The following is an 11,926-nucleotide window of genomic DNA, read 5'->3' as shown; positions in this document are numbered from 1 at the left end:
GAGTCGCAGGAATGAAGCTGTTCAACGCCCGTTATCTGCTCCTTGCCGCATTTTCCTTGCTGCTGGGCGCCTGCCAAAGCACCCCGCCCGCCGCCCCCGAGGCCCCGGACGCACGTGCTGCGGCCATCGCACAGCTGGAGCAAAACCTCGCCAGCAGTGAATTGGCCACCGCCGAAGACGAGCTGGCCGCCTTGCAGGCCCAATCGCCCAACGACCCGGCGCTGGAGCCTTATCAGCGCCAACTGGCCGAAGCCTATTTGCAGCGCAGCCAGATCGTTCTGCAAAAAGGTGACGTCAATGCAGCCGCCACGGCCCTGAGCCGCGCCCGTGCATTAATGCCCAAGGCGCCGGCGCTGACCGGTGGCGTCAACAGCGCGATTACCCACGCCCGCAAGGTCGAGCTGGATAAAGCCGAGGCTGCCTTGAAAGCCGCTGAAGCCAAGCCGCCCGCCAAGGTCATCGACCCGGCAGCACCCAGTACCACGGTTGCACTGAACCTCACCGATATTGAGGCGCTGCGCCATCAACTGGATGAGATCGCCACCGATGTGGTGAATTACCAGTGTGATGTGAGCATCCAGGCACCGCGCACCGAAGATTACCCATGGCTGGCCACGTTGCTGACCAAACGGGTGAAGCGCATCGATTCGGGGTATGACTTGAAGATTCACCGGCAGATCCTGAAGAAGGTTCCGGCGCAGGTTGTACTGATTCCGCGTAAGACTGAATAACGCCATTCGCGAGCAAGCCCGCTCCCACACTTGAATGTATTCACAACTCAAAATGTGGGAGCGGGCTTGCTCGCGAAAGCGGTCTAACAATCAACCAATGACTTAAGCCGGAACAGCTTTAGCCTTCGGCTCCCGATCCCAGACCCGATGCTGGGCAATCGCCGCAAAAAACGCCTTCAACGCCTTCGCATCGCCGCCCACTATCAGCCCCGCATCCGCCTCAAGCTTCAGCACATCCAGCAACTGCTTCGCCTCACCGGCCAAGGCAATCGCCTTCAGGTGCTTGTACGCCTCCAGCAGGTAATGCAAAGCAACGCCGTCGCCACTCAGTGCCTGCACCGACTTGGCCCCGCCCGGCACAAACACCGCATCGAACGCCACTGACGGCAAACCTTCCATGGACGCATCCACCGGCAGACTCTTGCCATCTGCCGTCGTCACCGGTGCCGATGTCGGCCCGAGCAGCTTCGCGTGCGCACCTTCGGCTTCCAGCGCCGCCTTCAAGGCAGCAATCGCCGCACCATCAACGCCGTTGGCGGCCAGAATCGCCACCTTGCGAGTCTTGATATCACCCGACAACAAGTTTGCCTGACTCAACGCTGGCGAACGTTCCGGAGAGGTCTTGCGCTCCGGCACGGTGCCTTTCTTCGGCGCCGGCAAGCCCAGGTTCTGCGCCACGCGCTTGGCCAGCTCCAGGTCGATGTTGGCGAGGATCTCGTTCACCTGCCGGGCCCGGATGAATTCACGCTCCACCTTGCCCAGCTCAAAGCTGTAGGCCGCAATGATGTGCTCCTGCTCGTGCTTGCTCATGCTGCGGAAAAACAACCGCGCCTGGGAGAAGTGATCACCGAACGACTCGCTGCGCTCACGGATCTTGTGGGCGTCGATTCGCTCCGGATACGTCTCAAAACCGCCGTCTTCGGCAGCAGGCGGCGTCTCTTTCGGCCAGCCGCCATCAATCGAGTTCGGCTCGTAGGACGCGCGACCCTTGTCGATGGTGGTGCGATGCATGGCATCGCGCTGGCCATTATGAAACGGCGCGACCGGACGGTTGATCGGCAGCTCGTGAAAGTTCGGCCCACCCAGTCGGCTGATCTGCGTGTCGGTGTAGGAAAACAACCGACCCTGCAGCAGCGGGTCATTGGAGAAGTCGATGCCCGGCACGATATGGCCCGGGCAGAACGCCACTTGCTCGGTCTCGGCAAAGTAGTTGTCCGGGTTGCGGTTGAGCACCATCTTGCCCAGCGGCGTGATCGGCACCAGCTCTTCGGGGATCAGCTTGGTCGGGTCGAGAATGTCGAAGTCGAACTTATGCTCGTCTTCTTCCGCGATGATCTGCACGCCCAATTCCCATTCCGGGTAATCGCCGCCTTCAATGGATTCCCATAGGTCGCGCCGGTGGAAATCAGTGTCTTTGCCCGCCAGCTTCTGCGCCTCGTCCCACACCAGGGAACAAGTGCCGACTGTCGGCCGCCAGTGGAATTTGACGAAGTTGGATTTCCCCTCGGCGTTCACCAAACGGAAGGTATGCACGCCAAAACCCTGCATGGTCCGCAGGCTTTTCGGAATCGCCCGGTCAGACATGGCCCAGATCACCATATGCGCCGACTCTGGCTGCAGCGAAACAAAATCCCAGAACGTATCGTGGGCCGAGCCGCCTGTAGGAATCTCGTTATGCGGCTCAGGTTTTACCGCATGCACGAAGTCAGGAAACTTGATCGCGTCCTGAATGAAAAACACCGGCATGTTGTTACCCACCAAGTCGAAGTTGCCCTCGTCGGTGAAGAACTTCACGGCAAAGCCACGCACGTCACGCACGGTATCACCCGAGCCGCGAGGGCCCTGAACCGTAGAGAAACGCGCAAATACCGGGGTTTTGTGTTCGGGGTTACGCAGGAACCCGGCCTTGGTCAGCGCCGAATGGTTTTCATAGGTCTGGAAATAACCATGGGCACCGGTACCCCGGGCATGAACGATACGTTCCGGGATGCGCTCATGGTCAAAGTGCGTGATTTTTTCACGCATGATGAAGTCTTCCAGCAGCGAAGGACCGCGGGAGCCGACCTTCAAGCTGTTCTGGTTGTCGGAAACCTTCACGCCCTGGTTGGTACGCAGCGCCTGGCCGGTAGCGTCGGAGCGAAATGTTTCCAGGCTTTGCAGCTTGGCGTTGGTATTGCCACGGTCCAGAGTGTCGGTACCCGCAAGTTCGCTCTTGGGCGGGGTGACTGGCTTTTTAGTGCTCATCAGACAAAAACTCCTCGTTTGCGTAGGCCAGAGCGATCCCCGGCTCTTCTTGAGCAAAACCCCAGGCACGGCACCTGGGAATTTCGAGTTGCTTATGTAGTGACTGACACGGTTTTTTACCGTTCCTTTTTTATGACCTTTGATCGCGTTATTGCCAAATCGCTGGTCGGATGAGAAATAAATGCTAAGAAACGCTATACGGACAGGCTAAAATGCGCGCCCGGCTAACCGCTGATCCCTTTTTAATGCGCCCCACAAGGTTCGCTACGTGATCGAGTTTCATAACGTCCATAAAACCTACCGGGTCGCCGGTAAGGATATCCCCGCACTGCATTCCACCAACCTGCGCGTCGAAAATGGCCAGGTGTTTGGTCTGATCGGCCATTCCGGTGCGGGAAAAAGTACTTTGCTGCGCCTGATCAATCGCCTGGAAGAACCCAGCGGCGGCCAGATCAAGGTCGATGACGAAGAAGTCACCGCCCTCGACGCCAACGGCCTGCGCCGTTTCCGGCAACAGGTCGGGATGATCTTCCAGCACTTCAACCTGCTGGCATCCAAGACCGTGGCCGACAACGTGGCGCTTCCGCTGACCCTCGCCGGCGAACTTTCCCGCAAGGAAATCGACGTGCGCGTGGCCGAACTGCTGGCCCGGGTCGGCCTGTCCGACCATGCCAAGAAGTACCCGGCGCAGCTGTCCGGCGGCCAGAAGCAGCGCGTCGGCATCGCCCGCGCCCTGGCCACCAAGCCAAAGATCCTGCTGTGCGACGAAGCCACCAGCGCCCTCGACCCGCAAACCACGGCCTCGGTGCTGCAACTGCTGGCCGAGATCAACCGTGAGCTGAAGCTGACCATCGTGCTGATCACCCATGAAATGGACGTGATCCGCCGGGTCTGCGACCACGTGGCCGTGATGGACGCGGGCGTGATCGTCGAGCAAGGCACCGTCGCCGACGTGTTCCTGCACCCCAAGCACCCGACCACCAAGCGTTTCGTGCAAGAGTCCGAGCAGGTTGACGAAGGCGAGCAGCGTGATGACTTCGCTCACGTACCGGGCCGCATCGTGCGCCTGACGTTCCAGGGCGAAGCGACCTACGCACCGCTGCTGGGTACCGTCGCCCGTGAAACGGGTGTGGACTACAGCATCCTTGCCGGTCGTATCGACCGCATCAAAGACATTCCCTACGGGCAACTGACCCTCGCCGTCACCGGTGGTGACATGGAGGCCGCGTTCGCCGCCTTCACCGCCGCAGACGTCCACATGGAGGTGCTGCGCTAATGGAAATCTTCTTGAGCTTTTTCTCGAACATCGACTGGTCCGAAATCCTGCTGGCCACCGGCGACACCATGACCATGCTGTTCGGCTCGCTGCTGTTCACCGTGTTGTTGGGCCTGCCGCTGGGCGTGCTGTTGTTCCTGTGCAGCCCGCGCCAGCTGTTCGAACAAAAAGGCCTGTACGCGATGCTGTCGTTGATCGTGAACATCCTGCGTTCGCTGCCGTTCATTATTCTGCTGATCGTGATGATTCCGTTCACGGTGCTGATCACCGGCACCTCGCTGGGTGTTGCCGGTGCGATTCCGCCGCTGGTGGTGGGGGCCACGCCGTTCTTTGCACGCCTGGTGGAAACCGCACTGCGTGAAGTGGACCGCGGGATTATCGAAGCGACCCAGGCCATGGGCGCCACCACTCGCCAGATCATCACCAACGCCTTGCTGCCCGAAGCCCGCCCCGGCATCTTCGCGGCGATTACGGTGACGGCGATTACACTGGTTTCCTACACGGCCATGGCTGGTGTGGTGGGTGCCGGTGGCTTGGGTGACCTGGCGATCCGCTTCGGTTATCAACGCTTCCAGACCGATGTGATGGTGGTCACCGTGGTGCTGCTGTTGATCCTGGTACAAATTCTGCAAACCGTCGGCGACAAGCTGGTGGTGCACTTTTCTCGAAAATAACGGCTATTGCCGGCGCGAAGCCGGCCAATTCCCGAACAAGGAGCTTGTTGAATGAAAAAACTACTGGTTGCTTTCGCCGCCGTTGCCGCGTTCTCCGCCCACGCCGCCGAAACCCTGACCGTGGCCGCATCCCCGGTGCCCCACGCTGAAATCCTCGAATTCGTGAAGCCGGTTCTGGCTAAAGAAGGCGTGGATTTGCAGGTCAAAGTCTTCACCGACTACGTCCAGCCAAACGTACAGGTTGCCGAAAAACGCCTGGACGCCAACTTCTTCCAGCACCAGCCGTACCTGGATGAATTCAACAAAGCCAAGGGGACTCACCTGGTGAGCGTCGGCGCTGTTCACGTAGAGCCTCTGGGCGCCTACTCCAGCAAATACAAAACCCTGGCCGAACTGCCAAGCGGCGCCAACGTGGTGATCCCGAACGACGCCACCAACGGCGGCCGTGCGCTGTTGCTGTTGGCCAACAACAAGCTGATCACCCTGAAGGACCCGACCAACATCCTGTCGACCATCAAGGACATCACTGAAAACCCGAAAAACCTGAAGTTCCGCGAACTGGAAGCCGCCACCCTGCCGCGCGTGCTGACCCAGGTCGACCTGGCGCTGATCAACACCAACTACGCGCTGGAAGCCAAACTGGACCCGTCCAAGGACGCATTGGCCATCGAAGGCAAAGACTCGCCTTACGTGAACATCCTGGTGACCCGCGAAGACAACAAGGATTCGGATGCAGTGAAGAAGCTGGTAGCAGCCCTGCACACCCCGGAAGTGAAAGCGTTCATTGCCGAGAAGTACAAAGGCGCGATCCTGCCGGCGTTCTGATCCAAAGCTGAAACCCCGATCTCCCAAACACTGGAGATCAAATGTGGGAGCTGGCTTGCCTGCGATGGCATCGCTGCGGTGTATCAGTAACACCGCGCCGCCTGTATCGCAGGCAAGCCAGCTCCCACACTTTTAAGCGCTACACGCCCGGCAACACCTTGGGCATATCTCGCAGCCGGATCCACGGCTCATTGCGCCACTGCAACACACTCAAACTTGCCGTCGACCAAGCCAACCAACTCAGGGCCGGGCCTTCGCTTGCCTGCTGTTTACCATGCAGGGCGGGCACCACTTCATGGGTCAGCCATTGGCGCAGGGCGCGGTTTTCAGGGCAGTAGTGATAGATCAACATCGCGTAAACCCCGGACTCGCTGAGCATCAACGTCGGTGCAGCGTGACCGTGGGTAATCGCGGTTAATGTTTGTTGTTGGTCAGGATCGAGCTTGCGCAGCAGAGCTTCGTTGAGATGCAGACCCATCAGATGGCCAATGTCGCGGGCGCTGAACCAGGCTTGGCCGTCGATGAGGATGGCGTGCAGTTGCTGGCGATGGCGGGTGAAGACTTCGGGGGTGCAGGGCGGGTCGGGGGTGTGTACTTTCATGATCTGGCTCCTAACGTATTGAGGAGCCGCCAAGCACTACTTCCACGTAATGGGTGGCGGCTGTACGCAGGTGTGGAAGACCGGGACGTTAGGCACCCGGCGCGCTCGAAAGCGCCCCGCGCACAACCACCATAAAACACAGACGATAAAAAGCGCCTGACTCTAGGTGGCGCTTTGTGCGCCTAACGATATAAGGGCTTCCACACCCTGTCACTGAATTTGCAGCGACAGGGCAAAGACTAGTCAGTCGACGCATGCCAAACAAGTTCGCGCCGACCGCTACACGTTGCGGGAAAAGTCCGACGACACACCGTTCAGGCACCGTGCACATAACCCTGTGGGAGCGGGCTTGCTCGCGAAGGCGGTGGTTCAGTCGATACATCTGTTGACTGACACACCGCCTTCGCGAGCAAGCCCGCTCCCACATTTGATTTGTGTCGCTCAGGAAATTGTCGGCAGGCTTATTTACGCTGCAACAACCCCGGAAACTGCGCCACCAACTTCTGGTTGTTCAACGGCGCCCGGATAAACCCGCGCTGGGTGCCGTCCGGCCCGATCAGCGCCAGATTGCCGCTGTGGTCGACGGTGTAGTTGGGCTTGCTGGTGTCCGCCGGAATAAACGGAATGCTCACCGCATTCGAAACCTTCTGCACATCGTCCACGTTCGCACCGGTCAGGCCCTCGAACTGCGGATCGAAGTAGCCCAGATACTGCTTGAGCTGCGCCGGCGTATCACGGTTCGGGTCAACGCTGACCAGGATCACCTGCAACTTATCCACCACGTCTTTAGGCAGCTCGCTCTTGATCTGGCGCAGTTGGGCGAGGGTGGTCGGGCAGATGTCCGGGCAGAACGTGTAGCCGAAGAACAGCACGCTCCACTTGCCTTTCAGCTCGTTGACCACCACCGGCTGGCCGTCCTGGTTGGTCATGGTCACCGGCGGCAACTGGCGGCTTTGCGGCAGCAGAATGATGCCGGCATCGATCAAGGCAGTCGGGTCGCCCTGGCCTTTGCCGCTCAGTACTTTGTTGACGGTCAGGCCCATGATCAACGCGACAATGGCCACCAGAATAAAGACAGTTTTTTGAGTTCGAGTCATAGGTTCAACAATAGGTAATGGTCTACGAGCAGGGCGATAAACAGCGCGAACAGGTACCAGATAGAGTACTTGAAGGTGTTGATCGCCGCGTGCGGCCGACTGCCACGGTACAGCACCCAGGCCCATTGCAGAAAGCGCCCGCCCAGAACCAGTGCGCACACCAGATACAGCATGCCGCTCATATGGATGACATACGGCATCAGACTGACCGCCAGCAGGGCGAAGGTGTAGAGCAGGATATGCACCTTGGTGTAGTGCTCGCCATGGGTCACCGGCAGCATCGGGATGTCGGCCTTGGCGTATTCCTCCTTGCGGTGAATCGCCAGGGCCCAGAAGTGTGGCGGAGTCCAGGCGAAGATGATCAGCACCAGCAGCAACGGTTCGGCGCTGACGTGGCCAGTGACGGCAACCCAACCCAGCAACGGCGGCGCGGCGCCGGCAAGGCCGCCGATCACGATGTTCTGCGGCGTCGCACGCTTGAGGAAACCGGTGTAGATCACGGCGTAGCCCAACAGCGAAGCCAGGGTCAGCCAGGCGGCCAGCGGATTGGTAAACGCCAGCAACAACGCCAGCCCGGCCACCGCCAGCACCATCGCGAAAACAAGCGCCGCCGCAGGTGATACGCGCCCTTCCGCCAGCGGACGTTTATGGGTGCGCGCCATCAGCGCATCGATGCGCCGATCCACCACATGGTTCACCGCCGCCGCACCACCGGCACACAGGGCGATTCCCAGGTTGCCAAAAATCAGCACCGGCCAAGGCACCCCGGCGCGGGTGGCGAGAAACATACCCACCAGCGAGGTGATGAGCATCAGCACCACCACTTTTGGCTTGGTCAGCTCAAGATAGTCACGCCAGATAGCCTGGCTATGACGCTCGCCGATCAAGGTCGCCATGGCATCTCTCCTTTTAGGGTTATGAGGCCCGACACGTGTTTACGCGGGCTGAAGCGCCAGCCGAACGGCAACTGATGGCGCACCCGGACCAGGCTGGTGCGGGCGTGGTAATTGACCAGCACCAGCGTCAGCAGCAACGCCGCGCCGCCGGCGTTATGCGCAACGGCAACCGGCAGCGGCAGGTGAAAGTACACGTTGCTCAAGCCCAGGCAGATTTGCGCCGCCAGGGCGATCAACAACAGGCCGGCCAAGCGGGTCATGCCGACCACCTTGAGTTGCCAGGCCAGGCCCAGCAGTACGACGGTGACCAGCAGCGCGCCAATCCGATGGGTCAGGTGAATCGCCGTGCGCGCATCACTGTCCAGTTGCCCACCGAGGTAATTGGGTCCGATATGCTGGGTAAGGTGAAAGCCATTGGCAAAATCCGCCGCCGGCCACCACTGCCCGTGACAGGTCGGCAGGTCGATACAGGCCACGGCCGCGTAGTTGGAGCTGACCCATCCGCCCAAGGCAATCTGGCCGATCACCAGCACCAGCCCGGCCGTCGCCCAATACTGCAAACGCCTGGGCACGATCAGCGCCGGCAGCACGCCGGACAATCGCAGCGTCAGAAGGAACAGCAGGCTCAACGTCGCAAACCCGCCCAATAAATGCCCGGTAACCACTTGCGGCCAGAGCTTCAGCGTCACCGTCCACATGCCAAACGCCGCCTGGGCAAACACCACCGCCAGCAGAAACAACGGCAACTTCAATGGCTGCCCCGGATGACGCCGATGGGTCCAGGCACGCGCCGCCAGCAGCACGATCAGCAGGCCGAGGGCGCCGGCGAAATAACGATGGGTCATCTCGTTCCAGCCTTTGTCTGCCTCGACCGGCGTGTCCGGGTAATGCAGTTCAGCATGGGCCAGCTGGGCTTCGCTTTTTGGCACGCTGATAAAGCCATAGCAACCCGGCCAATCCGGGCAACCGAGGCCCGCGTGGGTCAGCCGGGTATAAGCACCCAGCAGCACCACGATCAGGGCCAACAGGGTGGCAAACAGCGCGAGGCGAAATCCAGGTTTGGCCATGACGGTGTCCTTAGCCGATGTTCGACAGTTTCAGCAGCAGGCGCAGGTCGTTGAGCAGGTCCTTGCCCTTGACCCGGGCGTCGTAGCGCAGCACCAGGTTGCCGTGGGGGTCGACGATCCACAGCTGGGCATCGCCGCTGCCTTGGGCGGCGGCGTCTTTGTTGAAGGTCGACAGGTCCAGGGAATAACGCTGCAGTTGCGGGTATTCGGCCTTGAGCTTGGCGTCATACGCAGTGTTCACCGGCTGCGCGCTGGCCAGGGCGTGGCTGGCACGAGAGGCATCGCGACCCAGACCGATTTGCAGCTGGCGAGCCAGGTAAACCAGTTGCTGGCAGTCGGCGGCGCAGGCAGTGGGCGCAGTCACCAGCAGCTGCCAGCGATCTTCGTCGGCCTGCACCCCAATGTCGGCACGAGTCTGGCCGTTGCCGATCATCTCGCCGTGGTAGCTGCGGTTGTCCGGTACCCAGAACTGCAACTTGTACATGAAGGTGGCGAGCACCATCGGGCCGATCACCATCAGCAGGATCAGAATCAGTTGCCAGCGACCCTTGCGCCGGTTGGGCGCTGCTGGCGCGTCAGACATGTTGAGTGGATTCATGGCCGCTCCCATGGCGCTTCTCCTTTGTGTTGTGCCATCCGAGGTAGAGGTAAAGACCGAACAGCGCCAGCGCCATGGCGAACCACTGCACGGCGTAGCCCAAGTGTTTTTCCGGGCCCATGGCGACCACAGGCCAATTGGTTTCAAAGGTTGCCGGTCCCGCTTCGGCCCTGACTTCATAGGCGAATCCGCTGCGGCCCAACTCTGTCCACAGCGCTTCGGGATGCAGGGCAGTCAACAATCGCGGCCACTGTGCGCCCGCTGGATCGGCGTGCAGCTGGAAGGTCTCGCCCGGGGCCACATAGACCCAGGCGTCGAGATTCAGCGGTTGTTCGGGGGTATTGAAAACGGGCGGTGTGCGCCGGTCTGGCCAAGGCAGCCAGCCTCGATTGAGCAGCAGCCACTGCCCGCTGGCCTGATCGTGGAACGGTTGCAGCACCTCCACACCGACCTTGCCGTCACGAAAGCGGTTATCCAGCAGCACGCTGTGCTCGGCATCGAATTGCCCGCGCAAATGCACGCGGCGGAAGGCCGGATCTTCGGTGGCCTGTAATTGCGTACTGCTCATGGGCTCGGCAGCGCGGCGCTCGGCGTAGGTTTCCAGCAGCGCCTGTTTTTCCTGGCCGCGAGACAGCTGCCAGAAGCCGAGAAACACCATCAGCGGCAGTAGCACAAGCACCACCAGCGTCGGCGCAATACCGGGGCGAAAGGGTTTCATGGCATTGCCGCAGAGGTCGGTGCTGCGCTGGCTATACTGAATCTCATTGCTCGCCCCCTCCAAAAAAGAGCCCCGGAGCCCACCATGCTCAAAGCAGCCATTGCCCTGATGCTGATTGCTACCGTCGTGAGCCTGTTCAGTGGCTTGTTCTTCCTGGTCAAGGACGAGGGCAACTCCAATCGCCTCGTCACTGCCTTGACCGTGCGTGTGGTGCTGGCCGTGATCACCCTGGGTTTGATCACCTGGGGTTTCTTCAGCGGCCAGCTTGTGTCTCATGCGCCTTGGTGAACGACCTCAAAGCACGTAAACGAAGAAAAACAACCCAATCCACACCACATCCACAAAGTGCCAATACCAACTGGCCGCCTCGAAACCGAACTGGTGCTCGTCATTGAAATGCCCCTTCAGGATGCGCATCAGCATCACAAACAAAATGATCGTGCCGATGGTCACGTGGGCGCCGTGAAAACCCGTGAGCATGAAGAAGGTCGCGCCGTACACGCCGGAACCGAGGGTCAGGCCCAACTCTTTATAAGCGTGGATGTATTCCTCGGCCTGGAACCCGAGGAACGCCCAACCCAGCAACACGGTGATCGCCAGCCAGATCTTCAGCGCGCCGCGATGGCCTTTGCGCAAGGCGTGGTGGGCGATGGTGATGGTCACGCTGGAACTGACCAGCAAGATCGTATTGATCAGCGGCAAGCCCCAGGGGCTGATGGTGCCCTTGGGTGCAGGGAACAGTTTCGGGTCAGGATTGTTCAGCAGCGGCCAGGCGAATTCGAAGTTCGGCCACAGCATGTGGGCAACGCCTTTTGAGCCTTCTCCCGCCAGCCAGGGCGCCGACATGTGCCGCACATAGAACAGTGCGCCGAAGAACGCGATGAAGAACATCACTTCGGAGAAGATGAACCAGGTCATGCCCCAGCGAAAGGAGCGATCCATCTGTGAACTGTACAAACCGGCGCGGCTTTCCTTGATCACCGCGCCGAACCAGCCAAACATCATGTAGGCCAGCAGCAGTCCGCCGACGAAAAAGATCAGCGGGCCGTGGGATTCCGGACGTGCGGCCTTCAAATCGTTAAACCAGATAGCCAGCCCGACCACCGTAATCAGCATGCCCAACGTGGCAATTATTGGCCATTTGCTTTGCGCTGGTACGTAGTACGTATCATGAGTCGACATGTATTCGTTCTCCTAAT

General features: G+C 60.2%; 13 protein-coding genes. 5 read left to right on the top strand and 8 right to left on the bottom strand.

Annotation, left to right across the window (positions count from 1 at the left end; genetic code table 11):
• Positions 1 to 11 precede the first annotated feature (11 nt).
• Complete coding sequence (locus tag ACA046_RS00370; protein WP_076013318.1) at positions 12 to 731, top strand: PA5502 family lipoprotein; 720 nt, start codon at positions 12 to 14, stop codon at positions 729 to 731.
• A gap of 102 nt (positions 732 to 833) precedes the next feature.
• Here the strand turns inward: ACA046_RS00370 and katE are convergent, their stop codons facing one another.
• Positions 834 to 2,975 (bottom strand): catalase HPII, encoded by a 2,142-nt coding sequence (katE, locus tag ACA046_RS00365; protein ID WP_497675676.1) that lies wholly within the window; start codon positions 2,973 to 2,975, stop codon positions 834 to 836.
• A 268-nt stretch (positions 2,976 to 3,243) separates the two neighbouring features.
• Between katE and ACA046_RS00360 the strand changes: the two genes are divergently transcribed.
• From ACA046_RS00360 to ACA046_RS00350, 3 genes are read left to right on the top strand one after another with little or no spacing between them, the layout of a single operon-like run.
• Positions 3,244 to 4,251: a methionine ABC transporter ATP-binding protein gene (locus tag ACA046_RS00360; protein ID WP_076013316.1), complete on the top strand. Its 1,008-nt coding sequence runs from the start codon at positions 3,244 to 3,246 to the stop codon at positions 4,249 to 4,251.
• Positions 4,251 to 4,925, top strand: coding sequence for a methionine ABC transporter permease (locus tag ACA046_RS00355; protein WP_063033708.1), 675 nt, complete (start codon positions 4,251 to 4,253; stop codon positions 4,923 to 4,925). Before ACA046_RS00360 ends, ACA046_RS00355 begins: the two co-directional genes overlap by 1 nt.
• Positions 4,926 to 4,976: 51 nt before the next feature.
• Entirely contained in the window at positions 4,977 to 5,750 is a 774-nt protein-coding gene (locus tag ACA046_RS00350; protein ID WP_076013315.1) for a MetQ/NlpA family ABC transporter substrate-binding protein, read from the top strand.
• Between the two features lie 139 nt (positions 5,751 to 5,889).
• Here the strand turns inward: ACA046_RS00350 and ACA046_RS00345 are convergent, their stop codons facing one another.
• The 6 genes from ACA046_RS00345 to ACA046_RS00320 form a co-directional block, all read right to left on the bottom strand.
• Entirely contained in the window at positions 5,890 to 6,351 is a 462-nt protein-coding gene (locus ACA046_RS00345) for a BRO-N domain-containing protein (RefSeq protein WP_497675675.1), read from the bottom strand.
• 461 nt (positions 6,352 to 6,812) lie between these two features.
• The gene (locus tag ACA046_RS00340; protein WP_003214837.1) at positions 6,813 to 7,448 is read right to left on the bottom strand and encodes an SCO family protein; all 636 of its coding nucleotides are present in this window, start codon (positions 7,446 to 7,448) and stop codon (positions 6,813 to 6,815) included.
• On the bottom strand, positions 7,445 to 8,344 hold the full coding sequence (cyoE, locus tag ACA046_RS00335) for a heme o synthase (protein WP_497675674.1): 900 nt from the start codon (positions 8,342 to 8,344) through the stop codon (positions 7,445 to 7,447). The genes ACA046_RS00340 and cyoE overlap by 4 nt, the downstream gene beginning before the upstream one ends.
• Positions 8,332 to 9,411 (bottom strand): COX15/CtaA family protein, encoded by a 1,080-nt coding sequence (locus tag ACA046_RS00330; protein ID WP_076013313.1) that lies wholly within the window; start codon positions 9,409 to 9,411, stop codon positions 8,332 to 8,334. The genes cyoE and ACA046_RS00330 overlap by 13 nt, the downstream gene beginning before the upstream one ends.
• Positions 9,412 to 9,421: 10 nt before the next feature.
• On the bottom strand, positions 9,422 to 10,021 hold the full coding sequence (locus tag ACA046_RS00325) for a PA_0111/PP_0108 family redox-active disulfide protein (protein ID WP_459025019.1): 600 nt from the start codon (positions 10,019 to 10,021) through the stop codon (positions 9,422 to 9,424).
• The gene (locus ACA046_RS00320) at positions 9,987 to 10,727 is read right to left on the bottom strand and encodes an SURF1 family protein (protein WP_459025017.1); all 741 of its coding nucleotides are present in this window, start codon (positions 10,725 to 10,727) and stop codon (positions 9,987 to 9,989) included. The genes ACA046_RS00325 and ACA046_RS00320 overlap by 35 nt, the downstream gene beginning before the upstream one ends.
• 84 nt (positions 10,728 to 10,811) lie before the next feature.
• Between ACA046_RS00320 and ACA046_RS00315 the strand changes: the two genes are divergently transcribed.
• Entirely contained in the window at positions 10,812 to 11,015 is a 204-nt protein-coding gene (locus ACA046_RS00315) for a twin transmembrane helix small protein (protein ID WP_010168612.1), read from the top strand.
• A 6-nt stretch (positions 11,016 to 11,021) separates the two neighbouring features.
• Here the strand turns inward: ACA046_RS00315 and ACA046_RS00310 are convergent, their stop codons facing one another.
• Entirely contained in the window at positions 11,022 to 11,909 is an 888-nt protein-coding gene (locus ACA046_RS00310) for a cytochrome c oxidase subunit 3 (protein WP_318304317.1), read from the bottom strand.
• Positions 11,910 to 11,926 lie beyond the last annotated feature (17 nt).

This window comes from Pseudomonas sp. LBUM1641 (assembly GCF_059716235.1).
The sequence above is the reverse complement of the archived record's forward strand: the minus strand, read 5'-3'. Positions and strand labels throughout refer to the sequence as shown.

Bases quoted from the DNA above. Each gene is read 5' to 3' on its own strand.
- ACA046_RS00325 (WP_459025019.1), bottom strand. From the start codon at position 10,021: ATGGGAGCGGCCATGAATCCACTCAACATGTCTGACGCGCCAGCAGCG.
- cyoE (WP_497675674.1), bottom strand. From the start codon at position 8,344: ATGGCGACCTTGATCGGCGAGCGTCATAGCCAGGCTATCTGGCGTGAC.
- ACA046_RS00350 (WP_076013315.1), top strand. From the start codon at position 4,977: ATGAAAAAACTACTGGTTGCTTTCGCCGCCGTTGCCGCGTTCTCCGCC.
- ACA046_RS00320 (WP_459025017.1), bottom strand. From the start codon at position 10,727: ATGAAACCCTTTCGCCCCGGTATTGCGCCGACGCTGGTGGTGCTTGTG.
- ACA046_RS00315 (WP_010168612.1), top strand. From the start codon at position 10,812: ATGCTCAAAGCAGCCATTGCCCTGATGCTGATTGCTACCGTCGTGAGC.
- ACA046_RS00345 (WP_497675675.1), bottom strand. From the start codon at position 6,351: ATGAAAGTACACACCCCCGACCCGCCCTGCACCCCCGAAGTCTTCACC.
- ACA046_RS00330 (WP_076013313.1), bottom strand. From the start codon at position 9,411: ATGGCCAAACCTGGATTTCGCCTCGCGCTGTTTGCCACCCTGTTGGCC.
- ACA046_RS00340 (WP_003214837.1), bottom strand. From the start codon at position 7,448: ATGACTCGAACTCAAAAAACTGTCTTTATTCTGGTGGCCATTGTCGCG.
- ACA046_RS00370 (WP_076013318.1), top strand. From the start codon at position 12: ATGAAGCTGTTCAACGCCCGTTATCTGCTCCTTGCCGCATTTTCCTTG.
- ACA046_RS00310 (WP_318304317.1), bottom strand. From the start codon at position 11,909: ATGTCGACTCATGATACGTACTACGTACCAGCGCAAAGCAAATGGCCA.
- ACA046_RS00355 (WP_063033708.1), top strand. From the start codon at position 4,251: ATGGAAATCTTCTTGAGCTTTTTCTCGAACATCGACTGGTCCGAAATC.
- katE (WP_497675676.1), bottom strand. From the start codon at position 2,975: ATGAGCACTAAAAAGCCAGTCACCCCGCCCAAGAGCGAACTTGCGGGT.